At 62.6% G+C, this 20,830-nt stretch carries 25 protein-coding genes; 17 read left to right on the forward strand and 8 right to left on the reverse strand.

Features of this window, described 5'->3' with window-relative positions; all coding sequences use genetic code 11:
* The first annotated feature begins 22 nt into the window (after positions 1–22).
* Positions 23–337 (forward strand): MocE family 2Fe-2S type ferredoxin, encoded by a 315-nt coding sequence (locus ASD99_RS01455; RefSeq protein ID WP_056589261.1) that lies wholly within the window; start codon positions 23–25, stop codon positions 335–337.
* A complete protein-coding gene (locus ASD99_RS01460) occupies positions 334–1,572 on the forward strand; it encodes an NAD(P)/FAD-dependent oxidoreductase (protein ID WP_056589264.1) in 1,239 nt (412 codons plus the stop codon). The genes ASD99_RS01455 and ASD99_RS01460 overlap by 4 nt, the downstream gene beginning before the upstream one ends.
* A 43-nt stretch (positions 1,573–1,615) precedes the next feature.
* Here ASD99_RS01460 and ASD99_RS01465 read toward each other — a convergent pair whose 3' ends face one another.
* The 5 genes from ASD99_RS01465 to hslV form a co-directional block, all read right to left on the reverse strand.
* Entirely contained in the window at positions 1,616–2,575 is a 960-nt protein-coding gene (locus ASD99_RS01465) for a DUF1402 family protein (protein ID WP_056590089.1), read from the reverse strand.
* A gap of 233 nt (positions 2,576–2,808) precedes the next feature.
* Entirely contained in the window at positions 2,809–4,122 is a 1,314-nt protein-coding gene (gene hslU / locus ASD99_RS01470) for an ATP-dependent protease ATPase subunit HslU (protein ID WP_056589267.1), read from the reverse strand.
* Positions 4,123–4,126: 4 nt separating this feature from the next.
* On the reverse strand, positions 4,127–4,726 hold the full coding sequence (locus tag ASD99_RS01475) for a DUF2585 domain-containing protein (protein WP_056589270.1): 600 nt from the start codon (positions 4,724–4,726) through the stop codon (positions 4,127–4,129).
* Positions 4,727–4,730: 4 nt separating this feature from the next.
* The gene (locus ASD99_RS01480) at positions 4,731–5,294 is read right to left on the reverse strand and encodes a GNAT family N-acetyltransferase (protein ID WP_057142677.1); all 564 of its coding nucleotides are present in this window, start codon (positions 5,292–5,294) and stop codon (positions 4,731–4,733) included.
* Positions 5,295–5,344: 50 nt separating this feature from the next.
* Entirely contained in the window at positions 5,345–5,896 is a 552-nt protein-coding gene (hslV, locus tag ASD99_RS01485) for an ATP-dependent protease subunit HslV (RefSeq protein WP_056589273.1), read from the reverse strand.
* Positions 5,897–6,127: 231 nt separating this feature from the next.
* Here hslV and hisB point away from each other — a divergent pair, with 231 nt between their 5' ends.
* From hisB to coaA, 9 genes are all read left to right on the forward strand, one after another.
* Complete coding sequence (gene hisB / locus ASD99_RS01490; protein WP_057142497.1) at positions 6,128–6,727, forward strand: imidazoleglycerol-phosphate dehydratase HisB; 600 nt, start codon at positions 6,128–6,130, stop codon at positions 6,725–6,727.
* Positions 6,728–6,731: 4 nt separating this feature from the next.
* On the forward strand, positions 6,732–7,211 hold the full coding sequence (locus ASD99_RS01495) for a DUF2628 domain-containing protein (protein ID WP_057142498.1): 480 nt from the start codon (positions 6,732–6,734) through the stop codon (positions 7,209–7,211).
* Position 7,212: 1 nt separating this feature from the next.
* Positions 7,213–7,863 carry an imidazole glycerol phosphate synthase subunit HisH gene (hisH, locus tag ASD99_RS01500; protein WP_057142499.1) on the forward strand — a complete coding sequence of 217 codons (651 nt, stop codon included), beginning with the start codon at positions 7,213–7,215 and terminating at the stop codon, positions 7,861–7,863.
* 86 nt (positions 7,864–7,949) lie between these two features.
* On the forward strand, positions 7,950–8,240 hold the full coding sequence (locus tag ASD99_RS01505; RefSeq protein WP_056589284.1) for a DUF1330 domain-containing protein: 291 nt from the start codon (positions 7,950–7,952) through the stop codon (positions 8,238–8,240).
* 4 nt (positions 8,241–8,244) lie between these two features.
* Positions 8,245–8,994: a 1-(5-phosphoribosyl)-5-[(5-phosphoribosylamino)methylideneamino]imidazole-4-carboxamide isomerase gene (gene hisA / locus ASD99_RS01510; RefSeq protein ID WP_056589287.1), complete on the forward strand. Its 750-nt coding sequence runs from the start codon at positions 8,245–8,247 to the stop codon at positions 8,992–8,994.
* On the forward strand, positions 8,991–9,827 hold the full coding sequence (locus ASD99_RS01515; protein WP_057142678.1) for an arginase family protein: 837 nt from the start codon (positions 8,991–8,993) through the stop codon (positions 9,825–9,827). Before hisA ends, ASD99_RS01515 begins: the two co-directional genes overlap by 4 nt.
* The gene (gene hisF, locus ASD99_RS01520) at positions 9,824–10,618 is read left to right on the forward strand and encodes an imidazole glycerol phosphate synthase subunit HisF (protein ID WP_056590098.1); all 795 of its coding nucleotides are present in this window, start codon (positions 9,824–9,826) and stop codon (positions 10,616–10,618) included. Before ASD99_RS01515 ends, hisF begins: the two co-directional genes overlap by 4 nt.
* Positions 10,619–10,627: 9 nt before the next feature.
* Positions 10,628–10,951 (forward strand): phosphoribosyl-ATP diphosphatase, encoded by a 324-nt coding sequence (locus ASD99_RS01525; protein WP_056589290.1) that lies wholly within the window; start codon positions 10,628–10,630, stop codon positions 10,949–10,951.
* A gap of 23 nt (positions 10,952–10,974) precedes the next feature.
* On the forward strand, positions 10,975–11,934 hold the full coding sequence (coaA, locus tag ASD99_RS01530) for a type I pantothenate kinase (RefSeq protein ID WP_056589294.1): 960 nt from the start codon (positions 10,975–10,977) through the stop codon (positions 11,932–11,934).
* On the opposite strand, the gene ASD99_RS01535 is transcribed toward coaA, so the two are convergent.
* The 3 genes from ASD99_RS01535 to ASD99_RS01545 form a co-directional block, all read right to left on the reverse strand.
* Positions 11,921–12,550 (reverse strand): alpha-ketoglutarate-dependent dioxygenase AlkB family protein, encoded by a 630-nt coding sequence (locus ASD99_RS01535; RefSeq protein ID WP_057142500.1) that lies wholly within the window; start codon positions 12,548–12,550, stop codon positions 11,921–11,923. The genes coaA and ASD99_RS01535 overlap by 14 nt on opposite strands.
* 99 nt (positions 12,551–12,649) lie before the next feature.
* A complete protein-coding gene (arfB, locus tag ASD99_RS01540; protein ID WP_023810634.1) occupies positions 12,650–13,087 on the reverse strand; it encodes an alternative ribosome rescue aminoacyl-tRNA hydrolase ArfB in 438 nt (145 codons plus the stop codon).
* Between the two features lie 86 nt (positions 13,088–13,173).
* Positions 13,174–14,784 carry a phosphoenolpyruvate carboxykinase gene (locus ASD99_RS01545; protein ID WP_057142501.1) on the reverse strand — a complete coding sequence of 537 codons (1,611 nt, stop codon included), beginning with the start codon at positions 14,782–14,784 and terminating at the stop codon, positions 13,174–13,176.
* A gap of 343 nt (positions 14,785–15,127) precedes the next feature.
* Between ASD99_RS01545 and ASD99_RS01550 the strand changes: the two genes are divergently transcribed.
* From ASD99_RS01550 to ahcY, 6 genes are all read left to right on the forward strand, one after another.
* Entirely contained in the window at positions 15,128–15,829 is a 702-nt protein-coding gene (locus ASD99_RS01550; protein WP_013528337.1) for a response regulator transcription factor, read from the forward strand.
* A 126-nt stretch (positions 15,830–15,955) separates the two neighbouring features.
* A complete protein-coding gene (locus tag ASD99_RS01555) occupies positions 15,956–17,740 on the forward strand; it encodes a sensor histidine kinase (RefSeq protein WP_056589303.1) in 1,785 nt (594 codons plus the stop codon).
* An 89-nt stretch (positions 17,741–17,829) separates the two neighbouring features.
* Positions 17,830–18,291 carry an HPr kinase/phosphorylase gene (locus tag ASD99_RS01560; RefSeq protein ID WP_056589306.1) on the forward strand — a complete coding sequence of 154 codons (462 nt, stop codon included), beginning with the start codon at positions 17,830–17,832 and terminating at the stop codon, positions 18,289–18,291.
* A gap of 164 nt (positions 18,292–18,455) precedes the next feature.
* The gene (locus ASD99_RS01565; RefSeq protein WP_056589309.1) at positions 18,456–18,857 is read left to right on the forward strand and encodes a PTS sugar transporter subunit IIA; all 402 of its coding nucleotides are present in this window, start codon (positions 18,456–18,458) and stop codon (positions 18,855–18,857) included.
* The gene (locus ASD99_RS01570; RefSeq protein WP_056589312.1) at positions 18,854–19,165 is read left to right on the forward strand and encodes an HPr family phosphocarrier protein; all 312 of its coding nucleotides are present in this window, start codon (positions 18,854–18,856) and stop codon (positions 19,163–19,165) included. The genes ASD99_RS01565 and ASD99_RS01570 overlap by 4 nt, the downstream gene beginning before the upstream one ends.
* Before the next feature lie 180 nt (positions 19,166–19,345).
* Entirely contained in the window at positions 19,346–20,746 is a 1,401-nt protein-coding gene (gene ahcY, locus ASD99_RS01575; RefSeq protein WP_056589315.1) for an adenosylhomocysteinase, read from the forward strand.
* The last annotated feature ends 84 nt before the right edge of the window (positions 20,747–20,830 follow it).

Consider the following 20,830-nt stretch of genomic DNA (forward strand, 5'->3'; position numbering starts at 1 on the left):
CCGATTTCCAGGGGAGGACTTAATGAGCGACTGGGTCGAGGCCTGTGCCGCCGGCGACATCGACGAGGAGGATGTGATGCGCTTCGACCATGGCGGCCGCACCTTCGCCATCTATCGCAGCCCGGACGATGAGTTCTTCGCCACCGACGGCCTGTGCACGCATGAAAAGGTGCACCTGGCCGACGGGCTGGTGATGGATGACATCATCGAATGCCCCAAGCACAATGGCCGCTTCAACTACAAGACGGGTGCCGCCCGCGGCGCGCCGGTCTGCGTCAATCTGAAAACCTACCCGGTCAAGGTCGACGCCGGCAAAGTCCTGATCCAGATCGGATGACTGATATGGCGCGGGGAATGGTCATCATCGGCGCCGGCGAATGCGGTGGGCGCGCAGCGTTGGCACTGCGCGAGCTGGGCTATGACGGGGCGGTGACGCTGGTCGGCGATGAGCCGCATCTGCCCTACGAGCGCCCGCCGCTGTCCAAGGACGCGATGGTCAGCGAAGCGCCTGAAATCAAGGCGATCGCCAGCGACGCAATTCTGGCCGAGAAATCGATCCGGCATATCCATTCCGTTCAGGCCGTGGCGATCGATCGCGCGGCGCATGCGGTGCGCCTGTCGGACGGTTCGGTCCTGCCTTATGACAAGCTCCTGCTGGCAACCGGTTCGACGCCGCGCAAGCTACCGATGCCGGGGCTGGGTCCGCGCTGCGTCTATCTCAGAACCTTCACTGACGCGCTCGCCATTCGCGCGCATCTCACCGCCGGCAACCGTATCGCCGTTATCGGCGGCGGCTTCATCGGCCTCGAACTTGCTGCCGCCGCCCGCAAACTGGGCGCCGCGGTCACCGTCATCGAGGCGCAGCCGCGCATCCTGATGCGCGGTGTTCCGGCCGAGATCGCCGAGATCATCCATGAGGCGCATGTCGCCGAAGGCGTGAAGATCCTGTGCGGCGACGGCATCGCGTCCATCGCCGACGATGGCAAAGAGGTGCGGGTGACGCTTGCCGGCGGACAGGAGATATCAGCCGATCTCGCCGTCGTCGGCATTGGCGCCGTGCCGGTGACCGGGCTTGCGGCCGAAGCGGGGCTGACGATCGACAACGGCATCGCTGTCGATGCCGAACTGCGCAGCAGCGATCCCGACATCTTTGCCGCCGGCGATTGCTGCTCGTTTCCGCTCGCCGTCTATGGTGGCCGCCGCGTGCGGCTGGAAGCCTGGCGCAACGCCCAGGAGCAGGGCGCGCTGGCGGCGAGGAACATGCTGGGCGCCGGCGAGGCTCACGCGGCGGTGCCGTGGTTCTGGTCGGATCAATATGGTCTATCCCTGCAGATTGCCGGGCTTTCCGACGAAGGCCGCAGCATCGTGCGCCGCGACCTCGACGACGGCGCCTTCATTCTCTTTCACCTGGCCGAGGACGGCAGGCTGGTGGCGGCCAGCGGCATCGGCCCCGGCAACGCGGTCGCCCGCGATATCAGGCTGGCCGAAATGCTGATCGGCAAGTGGGCCAAGCCGGCGCCGGAGGCACTGGGTTCGCAGGCCGTCAAGCTGAAGTCGTTGCTGGCGGCCTGAGCTTGCGAAGGCGGCGACAGCTGGGAACAGAGAGCCGAAGCCCCTAAAACAGCGCCTTCAGCTCCGGCAGCTTGTCGTTGACCAGCCAGCCATAGTAATTCTCCTCGGGCAGCTTTTCCGGCTCGCCGGTAGCGCGGCGCCTGTCGTTCTCCGCCTTTAGCGCATCGGCGCGCTGCTCCGGATTGCCGACATTGTAGAGCGTGGCGGTCAGCCCCGGATTGCCCGAAATGTCGAAGCCGGCAATGCGCTTGTAGGCGTCGATCGATTTCCTGATCGTTGCCGCCACGTAAGGCAGCGTCAGGTCGGGATCCATGATGGTCTTGTAGACCGAATTGGGATCGGCGACGTCAAGCTTCGGCAGGCCCGAAACCTTGTGCACGAGATCGCTCATCTGCAAGGCCGTCAGCGGGTTGAGCTGGCCGAGGCCGAAGGTCTGGCCGGCATAATATGGCTGGAAGAAGGTGGCGCCGAAGCGGTCGTCGGGAAAGCTTGTCCCGCCGACGGACTTGCCGCGAAACGAATGGTTCCACACCTGCTCGCGGCATTCCCATAGATCATAGCTGTCCGACATTGCGGCGCATTTCTTGAATTCCGGCCGCTGCACGAAATCCGTGATGTCCTCGCCGTCATAGGCGAAGGACAGCTTGCTGGAGAGGTAGGAGATCGCCTTGACGTAGTAGGTCTGCAGCCGGTCATAAGCGTCGACATTGTAGGTATGCTCGCCGACGATGGCGCCGACTATGTGCATCGGATCGATGCCGTAGGTGGCTGCTGCCTTCTTAATCTTGCCGCGCAGATCGGCGTCGTTCTGCAGCAGGGCGTAAACCTTGCGGTACTTTGCCTGGAAGGTGGTGTTGGTGGCCTGGGTGCGCCGGCTGGAGGCGCCGGGAATGTCAGGCTGCTCCGCATTGCGGTTTCCCGGCGGCACCAATGTTGCCGCCTCAGTCGCGAACAGCGTCGCCGCCAGCGTCAAGCCGAGAATGATCAGGATCAGTTTTTTCATGCGCCGCCGCCCAAGCAATTCCAGGAAAGTGTGAAACGGTTTTCCGTCCGGAATTGCGTCAAACCAAGAGATCGAGAATTGTCGCGCAAACTAGGTAAAGCTCTTGGTCGAGTCGAGAGCACCCCTTCACCCGGCACTACGAAAGGTGGCCAGATGGTACCATCTGGCCACACATGATTTTGTTTGCCGGAAAATGTGCCTGAGCCGGCGCCGGAACAACCCGGCGCCGTCGTTTAAAGGATGAATCGCGACAAATCCGTGTTTCGCGACAGGTCGCCGACATGCTTTTCCACATAGGCGGCGTCGATGGTGACGCTCGTTCCGTTGCGGTCGGGCGCGTCGTAGGAGATTTCGTCCAGCACCCGCTCCATCACCGTCTGCAGCCGCCTTGCGCCGATGTTCTCGACGCTGGCGTTGAGGTCGACAGCGATGCCGGCCAGCGAATCGATGGCATCGTCGGTGAAGGTCAGGTCGACGCCCTCGGTCTTCATCAGGGCGATATATTGCTTGATCAGGCTGGCTTCGGTCTCGGTCAGGATGCGGACGAAATCGTCCTTCTCCAGCGCCCGCAGCTCGACGCGGATCGGCAGGCGGCCCTGCAATTCCGGCAGCAGGTCGGACGGCTTCGAGACATGGAACGCGCCGGAGGCTATGAAGAGTATGTGGTCGGTCTTCAACGGTCCGTATTTGGTGGCCACCGTCGTGCCTTCGATCAGCGGCAGCAGGTCGCGCTGCACGCCTTCGCGAGAAACGCCGGCGCCCATGCCGCCTTCACGCGACGCGATCTTGTCGATCTCATCGAGGAAGACGATGCCGTCGTTCTCCGTCGCATCGAGCGCCCGGCGCACCACTTCGTCCTGGTCGAGCAGCTTGTCGGACTCGTCATTGACCAGCAGGTCGTAGGATTCCTTCACCGTCGTCTTGCGCGTCTTGGTCTTCTTGCCGCCCATCGCCTTCGACAGCATGTCGTTGATGTTCAGCACGCCGATATTGGCACCCGGCATGCCGGGGATTTCGAAGCCGGGCATGCCGCCATTGCCGGTGTCGGCGACCTCGACCTCGATCTCCTTGTCGTCGAGCTCGCCGTCGCGCAATTTCTTGCGGAAGCTATCGCGGGTGGCCGGGCTCGCCGTCTTGCCGACAAGCGCTTCCAGCACGCGTTCCTCGGCGTTGACGTGGGCGCGCGCCTTGACGTCCTCGCGCATCTTCTCGCGCACCAGCCCGATGGCGATCTCGACCAGGTCGCGAATAATCTGCTCGACATCGCGGCCGACATAGCCGACTTCGGTGAACTTGGTCGCCTCGACCTTGACGAAAGGCGCGCCGGCAAGACGCGCCAGGCGACGCGAGATCTCGGTCTTGCCGACGCCGGTCGGCCCGATCATCAGGATGTTCTTCGGCATCACCTCATCGCGCATCTGGCCTTCCAACTGCTGGCGGCGCCAGCGGTTGCGCAAGGCAATAGCCACGGCGCGCTTGGCGTCCTTCTGGCCAATGATGAAGCGGTCGAGTTCCGAAACGATTTCGCGGGGAGAAAATGTGCTCATATCACTAAATTCCACTTTGCCACTGCTTGATGGCCTCGAACGGATGCAGCAGCATGATCACGTTGAGTGTCAGATTGTCCCGGATGAGATAGCCGGTACCGAGTTCGAAGAGGATGGCGAGGCTGACGATCACCCATATAGGTAGCCTTCGCGCCATCACAAATCCCAGCACCATGGCCAATGTGTCGGACACCGAATTGATGACGCTGTCGCCGTAGTAATCGAGCGAGATGGTGCCGGCGCGGTACCGGTCGATGATGAACGGGCTGTTCTCGAGCAATTCCCAGCCGCCCTCGATGAGGACGGCGAAGGCCAGCCGGAGCCCGATCGGCGAACGCGGGAACAGGAATCGCGCCAGAGCGTAAAACAGGAAGCCGTGGATGAGGTGCGAAAAGGTGTACCAGTCCGAAATGTGCTGGGAATTCTCCGAACTCTGCACGACACCCTGCCAGAGCTTGACGTAGCCGCAGGTGCAGATCGGTGTCCGGCCCATGCCGTAGAGCGCCCCGGCCTGGAAGATGATCATCGCGAGCACGAGCAGAAGCCCCATCCGCCAGCTGTCTTCATAGGCCGAATAGCTGCCGTCCCTGACCGGTGTCGTCATCGGATCATTTCCCCTCTTCCGCGTCGCTCGCTTCGGCATCGACGGCCATCAGAACGACGTCGCCATAGATCGATTGCCTGCGGTCGATAGGCGTGAATCCAGCCTTTTCATAGGCGCGGATGGCCCGTCCGTTGGCCGGATTCGGGTCAATGATGACGCGCGGGACGCCTTCCTCGAAAAGCTGTTCGACGAACTGACGCACGATCGCAGAGCCATGGCCGAGCCCGACCAGCTCCGGCCGGCCGATCGAAAGGTCGATGCCGAGCGTCCCGAACGGCTGGTCGGCATAGGGATGGTCGTCTTCCAGATGCGGATCGTAGCTTTGCAGATAGGCAATCGGCTTGCCGTCGAGCTCGACGATCAGCGGCTCGACGGAAATGCTATCGATGTGCTGGCGAATCCCAGCGATTTCAGTCTCCGGATCGTCCCACCACTCCGCAACATGCGGCTCTGCCAACCAGCCGGCTATCATCGGCAGGTCTTTCTCGGTCACCGGCCGAAAATCGTAGAGCGAGCCCGATTCATCCCGATGAGACCGGGATGGGGCTCTATCTTCCTGTTTGACCATGATCTTCTCCGAAAACCGGTTTCCACTTTTCGGGATCATGATCGGCCTTTTCAGGCGACATCGAGCGTTTCGACAACAAAATTGTTGTTGGTGTAGACGCAGATGTCGGACGCTATCTGCATCGCCTTGCGGGCGATCTCCTCGGCGTCCTTATCGCTGTCCATCAGCGCGCGTGCCGCGGCCAGCGCGTAATTGCCGCCCGAACCGATGGCCATGACGCCAAATTCGGGTTCGAGCACGTCGCCGGTGCCGGTCAGCGCCAGCGAGACCGACTTGTCGGCAACCAGCATCATTGCTTCCAGCCGGCGCAGATAGCGGTCGGTGCGCCAGTCCTTGGCGAGTTCGACACAGGCGCGCGTCAACTGGTCGGGATATTGTTCGAGCTTGGCCTCGAGCCGCTCCAGCAGCGTGAAGGCGTCGGCGGTGGCGCCGGCGAAACCGGCGATCACATTGCCGCCCTTGCCGATGCGGCGCACCTTTTTGGCGTTGCCCTTCATGATGGTCTGGCCAAGGCTGACCTGGCCGTCGCCGGCGATCACCACCTTATTGCCTTTGCGCACCGTCACGATGGTCGTGGCGTGCATGGTCAATTCATTAGACATTTCCTGGCTCCGAGCAGCGCCATCCCAAAAAAGGCGATTGGCGCGGTACGAGTAACTTTGATCGGCCATATGTATGCATAGGGTCGGTGATTGCAAACGGCTCGATACCGTCCGGGATGGCAACTGGCAATCGCGGGATCATGCTGCTAGAAGGCTTTCGTTTTCAAGCCTGCGAGCGCTTGAAGCCTCTGAGCTGGTCACGATGTGAACCTCTGGGACAAGGATAGAGAGATGCCGCCCCGTTCCGCCGAAGCGAGCCGCAAGACCAAGGAAACCGACATCTCCGTGTCGGTCCATGTCGACGGCTCCGGCAAGTCGGATATCGCCACGGGGGTCGGCTTCTTCGATCATATGCTGGACCAGCTCTCGCGCCACTCCCTGATCGACATGACGGTCAAGACCAGGGGCGATCTGCACATCGACGACCATCACACGGTCGAGGACACCGGCATCGCGCTCGGCCAGGCATTGACCAAGGCGCTCGGCGAGCGGCGCGGCATCATGCGCTATGCCTCGATCGACCTTGCCATGGACGAGACGCTGACGCGCGCGGCTATCGACGTATCCGGCCGTCCGTTCCTGGTCTGGAACGTTTCCTTCTCGTCGCCGAAGATCGGCACGTTCGACACCGAACTGGTGCGCGAGTTCTTCCACGCGCTGGCGCAGAACGCCGGCATCACGCTGCATGTCACCAACCATTACGGCGCCAACAACCACCATATCGCCGAGACCTGCTTCAAGGCGGTGGCGCGTGCGCTGCGCGCGGCTCTCGAACGCGATCCGCGCCAGCCGGACGCGGTTCCTTCCACCAAGGGATCGTTGAAGGGGTAAGGTTATGGCCATCTACGTCGTGATGGAACCGCCCGGCCGCAGCGAGAAGGTCGATACGACGGCCTTTGTCCGCGATGGCTTCACCTGGCTGGGTTTTCTGGTGCCGCCATTATGGTTCGCCTGGCATCGGCTGTGGATCGAAGCAGCGCTCGCCTTCGTCATCATGGGCCTGTTTTCGATGCTGGGCGAAAAGCTCGGCCTTGGACTGGCCGGCTCGCTGCTGTCGCTGCTGGTTTCGCTCTATGTCGGCCTGGAAGGGCAGGGGTTGCGCATCGCGGCACTTCGCCGGTGCGGCTGGCACGAATGGGGCGTGGTTCAGGCCGGCAGGCTTGACGATGCCGATACGCGCTATGCGCTGGAAGCGGAAGCGCTTGCCGATGAGGTTGCGCCGCCGGTGCAACGCATGGTCCCGGACGCTGCCCTCGCGCGGCCAGCGCAGCCGGGCATGGCGCTGGGGCTGACCCACATCCCGGGAAGACGCTGACATGCGGGTTGCGATCATCGACTACGGCTCGGGCAATCTGCGCTCGGCCACCAAGGCTTTCGAGCGCGCCGCGCGTGAAGCCGGCATATTAGCGGACATCGACTTGACATCAGATGCCGAAAGGGTCCGCACCGCCGACCGCATCGTCCTGCCCGGCGTCGGCGCCTATGCCGACTGCGCGGCCGGTCTGCATGCCGTCGAAGGCATGTGGGAAGCGGTCGAGGAGGTGGCTATCGACAAGGGCCGGCCTTTCCTGGGTATCTGCGTCGGCATGCAGCTGATGTCCGAGCGCGGCCTGGAAAAGACAATTACCAACGGCTTCGGCTGGATATCAGGCGACGTCAAGGAGATCACGCCCGCTGATCCCTCACTGAAGATCCCGCAGATCGGCTGGAACACGATCGAGCTCAAACGCCAGCATCCGCTGTTTGCGGGCATTCCGACCGGACCGAAGGGGCTGCACGCCTATTTCGTGCATTCCTATCATCTCGATGCGCGCAAGGCGGACGAAGTTCTGGCGGTGGCCGACTATGGTGGCCCGGTGACGGCGACCGTCGCTCGCGACAATCTCGTCGGCACGCAGTTCCATCCCGAAAAGAGCCAGGCGCTGGGCCTGGCGCTGATCACCAATTTCCTGCGCTGGAGGCCCTAGAGCATGATCCCGAAAGTGGACACCGGTTTTCTCGGACAAACGGTTCCCGTTTGTCCAGAGATCATGCTCAAACAAGGGGATAAACCATGAGCAAGAAGGGCTATTGGATGGCAATGATCGATGTCCGCGATCCCGAGGTTTACAAGCAGTACATCGAGGCGAATGCCGTCGCCTTTGCGAAATATGGCGCGAAATTCGCGGTGCGGGCCGGCCGCCATGAGAGCCCGGAAGGACAGACCGGAAACCGTCACGTGCTGGTGGAGTTCGAATCCTACGACAAGGCGGTCGAATGCTATCATTCGCCGGAATATCAGCATGCCTCGAAATTCCGGCTTGCCGCCTCATCAGGCCATTTCGTCATCGTTGAAGGCGCCTGAACGGATGATCCTTTTCCCCGCCATCGACCTCAAGGACGGCCAATGCGTGCGCCTCAAGCACGGCGACATGGCCACCGCCACCATCTACAATGACGACCCGGCGGCCCAGGCCAAAGCCTTCGAGCAGCAGGGCTTCGAATGGCTGCATGTCGTCGACCTCAACGGCGCGTTTCAGGGCCAGAGCGTCAACAGTGCGGCGGTCGGCGCCATCCTCAAGGCGACGAAAAACCCGGTTCAACTTGGCGGCGGCATCCGCACGCTGGCGCAGATCGAGGACTGGCTCGATCGCGGGCTGGCCCGTGTCATCCTCGGCACGGTGGCGGTGCGCGATCCCGATCTGGTCAAGCAGGCCTGCAAGGCATTCCCGGGCAAGGTGGCCGTCGGCATCGACGCCAAGGGCGGCAAGGTGGCCGTCGAGGGCTGGGCCGAGGCGTCAAGCCTCGGCGTCATCGAACTGGCAAAGAAGTTCGAGGGCGCCGGCGTCGCCGCGATCATCTACACCGACATCGACCGCGACGGCGTGCTGACCGGCATCAACTGGGACGCCACCATCGACCTCGCCGATGCCGTGTCGATCCCGATCATCGCGTCGGGCGGCCTCGCCTCGATCGCCGACATCGTGCGCATGACCATGCCCGACGCACAAAAGCTCGAAGGCGCGATTTCCGGCCGCGCGCTCTATGATGGCCGCATCGATCCAGCGGAGGCTCTGGCGATCCTGCAAGGCAGGCCGGCGGCGGAGACGCGATCGTGAAAATCTCCGTCATCCTGGCGTCCTACGACAGCGGTCACTACCATGGCGGCATGGGCCAGGGCCCGGACGCGCTGATATCAGGCGGTCTCGTCGACGCCCTGACCATGGCCGGCCATGACGTTATGATTGAAGACATCGGCAAGGTCGGAGACATCCAGGAGCGCGAGATCGCCACCGGCTTTGCCGTCTGCAACGCGGTTGCGGCCGAGGTTCGCCTTGCTCGCGACAACGGTCGGTTTCCCATCGTCCTTGCCGGAAATTGCCTGACCAGTGCCGGTGCTGTCGCCGGCGAAGCCGCCGATGCGATCATCTGGGCCGACCAGCATGGCGACCTCAACACGCCCGAGACATCTACATATGGCTTTCTCGACGGCATGGCGCTGGCGACGGTGCTTGGCCTGTGCTGGCGGCCGATGGCGGCGGCAATTCCCGGCTTCAAGCCGATCGATCCGTCGCGCTGCGTGCTCGTCAACGCGCGCGATCTCGATCCATCGGAAAAACAGCTTCTCGAGACATTGCCGATCGTGCGGACGGAATGCTCCGGGGTGGCCCGGGCGACCGATCGACTGAAAATCGCCGGCGCCAAACGCGTGCACATGCACCTCGATCTCGACGTGCACGATCCCCGGGAATTGCAGGCCAACCGTTATGTCACATCGGGCGGGCCAAACCCTGAACAACTGCGAGACGCGGCTTGCGCCATGGCGCTTGCGGTGCCGGTCGTTGGCATCACCGTATCCGCCTACGATCCGGCTTTCGACGGGCAGGCCGATGTTCCGCCGCTGGTCGGCCAGTTGCTCAACGATCTCATCGCCACGATAGAGGGCCGCTGATGCTGAAAGCCCGTGTCATCCCCTGTCTCGACGTCAAGAACGGCCGTGTCGTCAAGGGCGTCAACTTCGTAGATCTCATCGACGCCGGCGATCCGGTCGAGGCGGCCAAAGCCTATGACGCGGCCGGTGCCGACGAGCTCTGCTTCCTCGACATCACCGCTTCGTCAGACAATCGCGAGACCATCTTCGATGTCGTCGCCCGCACCGCCGAACAGTGCTTCATGCCGCTGACCGTCGGCGGCGGCGTGCGCCAGGTCGCCGACATCAGGAAGCTGCTGCTGGCCGGCGCCGACAAGGTGTCGATCAACACGGCGGCGGTGAAGAATCCGGACTTCGTCGCCGAGGCGGCCGACAAGTTCGGCAACCAGTGCATCGTCGTCGCCATCGACGCCAAGAGAGTGTCCGGCGCCGGCGAGGCCGATCGCTGGGAAATCTTCACCCATGGCGGGCGCGAGAAGACCGGCATCGATGCGGTCGAGTTTGCTCAGCTGATGGTCGATCGCGGCGCCGGCGAGATCCTGCTGACGTCGATGGATCGTGACGGCACCAAGGCCGGCTACGACATCGCGCTGACCCGCGCGATTGCAGATGCGGTGCGCGCGCCGGTCATCGCTTCCGGCGGCGTCGGCACGCTCGACCACATGGTCGAAGGCATTCGCGATGGCCACGCCGGCGCCGTGCTGGCGGCCTCCATCTTCCACTTCGGCACCTACACGATAGCGCAGGCCAAGGCGCATATGGCCGCCGCGGGGCTGCCGATGCGGCTGGACTCCCTCGGTAATCGGTCCTAAACGGCGGCCATGACCGAGTTTTCGCTATCCGATCTGGAAAAAATCGTCGGGGAACGCGCCTATTCCGGTGATCCGGACTCCTGGACGGCAAAACTGTTTGCGCGCGGCATCGACAAGGCGGCGCAGAAGCTCGGCGAAGAGGCGGTCGAGACGGTGATTGCCGCCGTCAAGGGCGACAAGCAGGCCGTCGTTTCGGAAAGTGCCGATCTTATATATCATTGGCTCGTCGTTCTCGGCCTCTCTGGGGTTCCGCTGAGCGACGTGCTTAGAGAACTCGAAGGCCGCACCGGCCGTTCGGGCATCGCCGAGAAGGCTTCACGGCCCAAGGGCTGACCGCGAGGAGGGCAGGTATCTCGATGGATCAGCTCGCGCCAACCGAGAAATATTCCCCTTTTCGCTTCTTCTCCGCCGAGCAATGGTCGCAATTCCGCGCCGACACGCCGCTGACGCTGAGCGCGGATGAGTTCCGCCGCCTGCGTTCGCTCAACGACCCGGTCGACCTCGAAGAGGTCAAGCGCATCTATCTGTCGCTGTCGCGGCTTTTGTCCGCGCATGTCGAAGCCAGCCAACTGCTGTTCAGACAGCGCCAGGCCTTCTTCAATGCGGTGGACATCGTCAAGACGCCTTTCATCATCGGCATTGCCGGTTCCGTCGCGGTCGGCAAATCGACCACTGCGCGCGTGCTGAAGGAACTATTGGCGCGCTGGCCGTCGAGCCCGAAGGTCGATCTCATCACCACCGACGGTTTCCTGCTGCCCAACGAGGTGCTGCGCCGCGAGAACCTGATGGAACGCAAGGGTTTTCCGGACAGCTACGATGTTGGCGCGCTGCTGCGCTTCCTCTCGGGCATCAAGTCTGCGCTGCCCAATGTCCGCGCGCCGGTCTATTCGCATTTGACCTATGACGTCATTCCCGGCGAGTTCGTAACCATCGACCGGCCTGACATCCTGATCTTCGAAGGCATCAATGTCCTGCAGCCCGGCAAGCTGCCGCAGGACGGCAAGATCGTGCCCTTCCTGTCGGACTTCTTCGACTTTGCCATCTACATCGATGCCGACGAGAAGCTGATCCACCAGTGGTACATTTCCCGCTTCATGCGGCTGCGCGAGACGGCCTTCCGCAATCCGGACTCCTTCTTTCACCGTTACTCGCAGCTTTCGGAGGATTCGGCCCGCGCCATCGCCGAAGGTCTGTGGACCAACATCAACCTGAAGAATCTGCGCGAGAACATCCTGCCGACACGAGCCCGCGCCGACCTCATCCTGCGCAAGGGCGCCGACCACCTGATCGAGGAAGTGGCGCTCAGGAAGCTGTGACGGCCGGCTTCGTCACCCGTCGCAGCGTCAGATTGATCCGCCCGCCATTTTTCAGCAGCGCCGAGGTCGACGGGTAGATTCGATCGACGCCGTGGAAGCACAGGCGGCCCTCGCCGCCGAGCACCACGACGTCACCGCTTTGCAGCCTGAACGACTTCGTGGCGCCGTCACGCGTCGTCTGGCCGACCCGGAACAGGCAATCGTCGCCCAGTGAGACGGAGACCACCGGCGCCGAAAAATCGGCCTCGTCGCGGTCCTGGTGCAGGCCCATTTTTGCCTCCGGCGTGTAGAAATTGATCAGGCACGCTTCCGGCGGGTGCGGATAGCCCGAGACTTGCCGCCACAGATCGAGCAGCGCCTCCGGGATTGGCGGCCATGGTGAGCCGGTCACCGGGTGCGCCGGCTGGTAGCGGTAGCCCTGTTCCTTGTCGGTGACCCAGCCGAGCGGGCCGCAATTGGTCATGCGCACGCTCATCTCCTTGCCCGTGCGCGGCATGGCCGGTACGAACAGCGGCGCCTGCTGCACGATGCTTCTCACCTCCTCGACCAGCGCTTCCTGTACGGTGCGTGACAGGTAGGCCGGCATGTGGCGGACGCCTTTGGGCAGGACGAGCATCAGGTTGGTCGCTTGATCCGTTCATCAAAAGCCCAGCATGCCATCGCCAAATGAAAACGGCGACCCGGAAGTCGTTTTGTGCGCGCGATTGGTGTGGTGCTAATCGTTCTCCACCCGGCCGCGCAGTTTCTTGATCGTGCCGCGTCCGGCCTTGCTCTTCAGCCGCCGCTCCACAGCGCCTTTCGACGGCCGTGTCTTCTTGCGCGGCGGCGGCGGCGGTTCGGCGGCCTTGGCGACCAGTGCCGTAAGCCGTGCTCGAGCGTCCGCCCGGTTCTGTTCCTGGGTGCGGAAGCGGCCCGCTTCGATGACGATGACACCGTCCTTGGTGGCGCGCTGGCCGGCAAGCTTGATGGTGCGCTCGCGCACGCGCTCCGACAGACCCGTGGCGTTGGCCGCGTCGAAGCGCAACTGCACCGCCGTCGCCACCTTGTTGACGTTCTGGCCGCCGGGACCCGACGAGCGGATGAAGTCCTCGTGCAGGTCGCCCGGGTGGATCACCGCATCGCCTGATATGATGATGTTGTCGTCGCTCGCCATGCCGCAGTCATGGCGCGGCGGATCAAAAAAGAAAAGGCCCGATCGAAACCGGGCCCTTCAACGATAGGCCGAGCCCGATCGCGAGATTACTCCGCGGCTTCCTGCATGCGCGGGGCCGCACCCAGCACCACGGCGTCGACATGGCTTTCGAATTTCTCGAAGTTGACGGCGAACATGCCGACCAGCCTTGCCGCCTGCCGGTCATAGCCGGCCTTGTCGGCCCAAGTCGACCGTGGGTCGAGAATGGCGCTGTCGACACCTCGAACCGCCACTGGCACTTCGAAACCGAAATGAGGGTCGGTGCGGAACTCGGCCGTCTTCAGCGAGCCGTCGAGTGCGGCGGCAAGCAAGGCTCGCGTCGCCTTGATCGGCATGCGCTGGCCGGTGCCGTAGGCGCCGCCGGTCCAGCCGGTGTTGACCAGCCAGCAATCAGCGTCATGGCGGGCAATCAGTTCGCGCAGCAGATTGCCGTATTCCGATGGATGGCGCGGCATGAACGGGGCGCCGAAACAGGTCGAAAACGTCGCTTCGGGCTCGGTAACGCCCTTTTCGGTTCCGGCCACCTTGGCGGTGTAGCCGGACAGGAAATGATACATCGCCTGCGCCGGGGTCAGCCGCACGATCGGCGGCATCACGCCGAACGCATCGGCTGTCAGCATGATGATGTTCTTCGGATGATTGGCGCGCCCGGTCTTGCTGGCATTGGGGATGAAGTCCAGCGGGTAGGCGCAGCGTGTGTTCTCAGTCAGCCTTGCGTCGTTGAAATCCGGCACACCATCGACGTCGAGCACGACATTTTCCAGCACGGTGCCGAAGCGCTGCGTGGTGGCAAAGATTTCCGGCTCGGCTTCCGCTGACAGCTTGATCGTCTTGGCGTAGCAGCCGCCTTCGAAATTGAAGATTCCGTGCGGCCCCCAGCCATGCTCGTCATCGCCGATCAGCGTGCGCGAGGGATCGGCCGAGAGCGTTGTCTTGCCTGTGCCCGACAGGCCGAAGAAGATGGCGGCGTCGCCGGCCGCACCCTCATTGGCCGAGCAATGCATCGGCATCACGCTTTTCGCCGGCAACAGATAGTTGAGCATGGTGAACACCGACTTCTTCATTTCGCCGGCATAGGAGGTGCCGCCGATCAGCACGATCTTGCGCGAAAGGTCCACGGCGACCACCGTTTCGGTGCGGCTGCCGTGGCGGACGGGATCGGCGCGGAAGGACGGCAGATCGATGATCGTCATGTCAGGCACGAAATGCTCGAGTTCGGCGGCATCCGGGCGGATGAGCAGATTGCGGATGAACAGCGAGTGCCAGGCAAGTTCGGTGATCACCCTGGTGGGCAGTTTCAGTTTCTCATCGGCGCCGCCGATCAGATCCTGGACGTAAAGATCCTTGTCCGCGGCATGCGCCTGGAAATCGGCAAGCAGCGTGTCGAACTGGGCCGGCGACATCGCCTTGTTGTTGTCCCACCAGATATGCGGTTCGGTGGCGTCGTCGCGGACGACGAACTTGTCCTTGGGCGAGCGGCCGGTGTGCTGGCCGGTCTCGGCGACCAGCGCGCCATGGGCGGTCAGCCGGGCTTCACCGCACCGGATCGATTCCTCATAAAGGGCAGCCGCGCCGAAATTATAGCGCACCACGCCGGTGGTTTTCAGGCCGATATGATCGATCGCGCAGGCGGAATTGCGTTTGCCGACTTCCGACATGGGTTTCCCTTCTTGGATTTGCCGCATCTTTGCCGGTACGTTTCCGGCATGCCCGCACCACAGGCTGAGATGGTCAGAACCAGAAAAGTCAAATGATATCAAATCATTAATCGATTTAAATATTTTGAAAGTTGTTTAAATCGTTTATATGTGCAAAAAGTTTCGCGGTTGCCCAAAGGATTGGCGATGTTCGTTCGTCCAATCCATATCAAGGTAGGATTGTGGCCGCCGGCATGCCGCGCGTGACAGCGGACAAGGCCTATGCCACATTTTGTACCTAATTTGTCCTGCAAAAGCCCCTTCTCTACGAAAGAAGGGACAGCTCATGAGGGAGCCGCTTGAAATGGCAACAATCGCGCTTGTCGATGACGACCGCAACATTCTGACATCGGTGTCGATCGCCCTCGAATCCGAGGGGTATCGCGTCGAGACCTACACGGATGGTGCGTCAGCGCTGGAAGGACTGGCGGCACGCCCGCCGAATCTTGCCATCCTCGACATCAAGATGCCGCGCATGGACGGCATGGAACTGCTGCGCCGGATGCGCCAGAAGTCCGACCTTCCGGTGATCTTCCTGACCTCCAAGGATGACGAGATCGACGAATTGTTCGGCCTCAAGATGGGCGCCGACGACTTCATCCGCAAACCGTTCTCGCAGCGTCTGCTGGTCGAGCGGGTGCGCGCCGTGCTGCGCCGTGCCAGTGCCCGCGAGGCCGCTGCCAAGACTCCCAGCCAGCAGGCCCGCTCACTAGAGCGCGGCCAGCTTGTCATGGACCAGGAGCGCCACACCTGCACCTGGAAGGGCGAGCCGGTGACGCTCACCGTCACCGAGTTCCTGATCCTGCATTCGCTGGCACAACGTCCCGGTGTCGTAAAAAGCCGTGATGCGCTGATGGATTCGGCCTATGATGAACAGGTCTATGTCGACGACCGCACCATCGACAGCCACATCAAGCGGCTGCGCAAGAAGTTCAAGGCCGTCGACGACGACTTCGAGATGATCGAAACCCTTTACGGAGTCGGATACCGGTTCCGCGAGGCGTGAGTTGATGCATGTCGCCCAAAAGTGGTCCCGGTTTTGGGACAACGACTTGCATCAAAACAAGGTAGTGCATGTCGCCCAAAACAACGACATGCATCTAACCAAAGACTAGGCGGGAGCTGCTATTCGATGGCAGTCGAGGCACAGCGAACAAGACCGGCGGGCGCCTCGAGGCGGCCGCCGCGGATCATGCCGTCCTTCGTGTCGAAGATCACGGTGCCGATGCGCCGCTTCCTCGGCCATCATATCTTTTCCAGCCTGACGCGGCGTATCCTCTTCCTCAACCTTGCCGGCCTTGCCGTCCTGGTGACCGGCATCCTCTATCTCAACACCTTCCGCGACGGGCTGATCGACGCCCGCGTCGAAAGCCTGATGACCCAGGGCGAGATCATCGCCGGTGCGATCGCCGCCTCGGCGACGGTCGAGACGGATTCGATCAGCATCGACCCGGAAAAGCTGCTCGAGCTGCAGGCCGGCGAAAGCCTGGGACCAGGCTCCGACCAGCTCGACAATCTCGACTTCCCGATCAACCCGGAGCGCGTAGCGCCGGTGCTGAGAAGGCTGATATCGCCGACCCGCACGCGTGCTCGCATCTATGACCGCGACGCCAATCTGCTGCTCGATTCGCGCCATCTCTATTCGCGCGGCCAGATCCTGCGCTACGACCTGCCGCCGGTCGACGAGGAAGAGCCCGATCTGGTCGAGCGCATCCAGAAATTCGTCTTCGACTTCTTCCGCAACACCGAGCTGCCGGTCTATCACGAGCAGCCGGGCGGCAATGGCGCCGCTTTCCCGGAAGTGGTCAAGGCGCTCACCGGCAGCCCGTCGACCATCGTGCGCATCTCGGAACAGGGCGAGCAGATCGTTTCCGTGGCCGTGCCTATCCAGCGCTTCCGCGCCGTTCTCGGCGTGCTGATGCTGTCGACCGAAGGTGGCGACATCGACAAGATCGTCGCTGCCGAACGCAAGGCGATCCTGCGCGTCTTCGGCATCGCGGCGCTGGTCACCGCCATCCTGTCGATGCTGCTCGCCTCCACCATTGCCAATCCGCTGCGCCGGCTGTCGGCGGCGGCGGTGCGGGTGCGGCGCGGCGTTAAGAGCCGTGAGGAGATTCCCGACTTCTCCGATCGTCAGGACGAGATCGGCAATCTGTCGATCGCCATACGCGACATGACCAACGCGCTCTACGCCCGCATCGAGGCGATCGAAAGCTTTGCGGCCGACGTGTCGCACGAACTGAAGAACCCGCTGACGTCGCTGCGCAGCGCGGTGGAAACCCTGCCGCTGGCCAAGAACGACAATTCGCGCGGCCGGTTGATGGACATCATCCAGCACGATGTCAGGCGGCTGGACCGGCTCATCACCGATATTTCCGACGCTTCACGCCTGGACGCTGAACTGGCGCGCGAGGATGCCGGGACGGTCGATCTGAAGAAATTCATCACCGATCTGATCGCCGTTTCGCGTGAAGCCACGCGCAACAAGAAGGCGGTCGAAATCGAGTTCAAGGTCGCCAAACTGCCGCAGGGCGTCAAAGGCTATGTCGTCGTAGGCCATGATCTGCGCATCGGCCAGGTCATCACCAATTTGATCGAGAACGCCCGTTCCTTCGTACCCGAGGACCATGGCCACATCACCCTGTCGCTGGCACGCGCCGGCAAGTTCAATATCGTCACCGTCGACGACAATGGTCCCGGCATCCGCGCCGACAACATCGACCGCATCTTCGAACGCTTCTACACCGACCGTCCCGCCGGCGAGGCATTCGGCCAGAATTCGGGCCTTGGCCTGTCGATATCCAGGCAGATCGTCGAGGCCCATGGCGGCACGCTGACCGCCGAGAATATCCCCGGTACCAAGCCCGGCGAGATCAAGGGCGCGCGGTTTGTCGTGACCTTGCCGGCCGAAGCATGATCCCGCAAAGTGGGAACCGGTTTTCTCGGACGAACGGTTCCGTTCGTCCAGAGATCATGCTTCATCCAAAAACATGATCGGGCAAGATCGTGCATGATCCAGTTGCGCCGCCTGAAAACATTCACGGAACCGCGATCCTGATCGGCGAGCGCGGCGTCCTTATCACCGGGCCGTCCGGCGCCGGCAAGACGACGCTGGCGCTGACACTCCTGGACCATTGCCGCGCGCGCGGGCTGTTCTCACGGCTGATCGGTGACGACAGGTTGCTTGCCGCGGCCAGCGCCGGGCGACTGGTCTGTCGCGTGCCGGCGACCATCGCCGGTCTCGCCGAAGTGCCTGGGTTCATGCCGCGCCCGCTGCCGTTCGAGCCGGGCGGAGTGATCGACCTGCATGTGAGCCTGGTGCCAAAGGCAGAGATGGCCCGTTTCCAAGAGGAAATCAGCGCGCCGGTCGCAGGCTGCCCAGTGCCGCGTATCGACCTTGCCGAGCGTAACGCCGCCACGGCCTTGCCCGCCGTGATGGCGCGGCTGTCGATCGCGCCTTTTCTATGATCCGCCCCGGCTTTTGTGCTGCAATGCGTCAAAATGGCATGGGCCTGCGCAATTTTGGGCTTGTCAACGGGCCGCGCGTCGACAAGATAGCGCTCCCGCCGCCTGGAATGGCCGGCGAGCATAAAATGCGCCTGTGAAGCGGCGATGACGGGAGCCACCAAAGAATGATCGGACTCGTGCTTGTAACGCACGGTCAACTGGCCGCCGAGTTTCGACATGCCGTGGAACATGTCGTCGGGCCACAAGACAATTTCGAAACCGTGGCGATCGGCGCCGACGACGATATGGAGCAGCGTCGCCGCGACATCGTCGATGCGGTTGCCCGTGTCGATACCGGGACGGGCGTCATCGTGCTGACCGACATGTTCGGCGGCACGCCGTCCAATCTTGCCATTTCGGTGATGGAATCCGGCCGCACCGAAGTGATCGCCGGCATGAACCTGCCGATGCTGATCAAGCTCTCCTCGATCCGCAAGGGCGACAATATGGCCGCCGCCCTCGACGAGGCCCAGGCCGCGGGGCGCAAATACATCAACGTCGCCAGCCAGCTCTTGAGCAGCAAATGAACGCGCTGTCCCCCGAAAAAGATCATATCGCCAAAGATCCGATCACCAGGGACTTTCCCATCATCAACCAGCGCGGCCTGCACGCGCGCGCCTCGGCGAAATTCGTCCAGCTGGCCAGCGGCTTCGACGCCTCGGTGCATGTCGAGAAGGACGGCGTCAAGGTCGGCGGCACGTCGATCATGGGCCTGATGATGCTGGCGGCAAGCCCCGGCTACTCGATCCGCGTCACCGCCAGCGGCCCGGAGGCCCGGCAGGTCATCGACGCGCTGGAGCAGCTGGTGGCGTCCCGCTTCGGCGAGGAAAGCTGATCCGCTACACCGCCAATGGATGTCCAAGAGACATGCAGGGATAAAGATTTCTTTATATCCCATTGTCGTCTTCGCGCCGATCTGCTAGTCAGGCCGCCTATTCGCGCCCTTCGACGCGCCGACCGGCGCGGGCGCATCCGCAACCAATTCGCAGCACAACATCTGCATCGGAGCACTGCCATGACGGGTAGCAAGGACTATGTGGTCGCCGACATCTCGCTTGCCGGCTGGGGCCGCAAGGAACTCGAGATCGCCGAAACCGAAATGCCGGGCCTGATGGCCTGCCGTGAGGAATTCGGTTCCAAGAAGCCGCTCAAGGGCGCGCGCATCACCGGCTCGCTGCACATGACCATCCAGACAGCGGTGCTGATCGAGACGCTGAAGGCGCTCGGTGCCGATATCCGCTGGGCTTCCTGCAACATCTTCTCGACCCAGGACCATGCGGCCGCGGCCATCGCCGAAGCTGGCATCCCGGTGTTTGCCGTCAAGGGCGAGAGCCTCGAGCAGTACTGGGATTATACCGACCGGATTTTCCAGTGGGCCGACGGCGGCACCTCCAACATGATCCTCGATGATGGCGGCGACGCCACCATGTACATCTTGATCGGCGCCCGCGCCGAAGCCGGCGAGGACGTGCTGTCCAACCCGCAGAGCGAGGAAGAGGAATACTTCTACGCCCAGGTCAAGAAGCGCCTGAAGGCTTCGCCCGGCTTCTTCAGCAAGCAGAAGGCGGCGATCCGCGGCGTCACTGAAGAGACGACCACCGGCGTCAACCGGCTCTACCAGCTGCAGAAGAAGGGCCTGCTGCCCTTCCCCGCCATCAACGTCAACGACTCGGTCACCAAGTCGAAGTTCGACAACAAATATGGCTGCAAGGAATCGCTGGTCGACGGCATCCGCCGTGGCACCGACACGATGATGGCCGGCAAGGTCGCGGTCGTCTGCGGCTATGGCGACGTCGGCAAGGGCTCGTCGGCCTCGCTCAAGGGCGCCGGCGCCCGCGTCAAGGTCACCGAGGTCGATCCGATCTGCGCCCTGCAGGCGGCCATGGACGGTTTTGAAGTCGTCACGCTGGAAGATGCGGCGCCCACCGCCGACATCGTCATCACCACCACCGGCAACAAGGATGTCGTCACCCTCGACCATATGCGTTCGATGAAGGACATGGTCATCGTCGGCAACATCGGCCACTTCGACAACGAGATCCAGGTGGCGTCGCTGCGCAATTTGAAATGGACCAACGTCAAGCCGCAGGTCGACATGATCACCTTCCCGGACGGCAAGCGGATGATCCTCTTGTCGGAAGGCCGGCTGCTCAATCTCGGCAACGCCACCGGCCACCCGAGCTTCGTCATGTCGGCATCCTTCACCAACCAGGTGCTGGCCCAGATCGAGCTGTACACCAAGCCCGGTCAGTACGAGAATCAGGTCTATGTCCTGCCCAAGCATCTCGACGAAAAGGTCGCGCGCCTGCATCTCGACAAACTCGGCGCCCGCCTGACCGAACTGTCCGGTGAGCAGGCCGCCTATATCGGCGTCACGCCGCAGGGGCCATTCAAGCCGGAACACTACCGCTATTAACCAAAGCTAAAATTACTACCAGATATTGAGGCCGGGCGATTGACTTTTCGCCCGGCTTTATTTTTGCGCGCCATTAGCCTTCAC

This window comes from Mesorhizobium sp. Root695 (assembly GCF_001428185.1).
Lineage (GTDB): Bacteria > Pseudomonadota > Alphaproteobacteria > Rhizobiales > Rhizobiaceae > Mesorhizobium.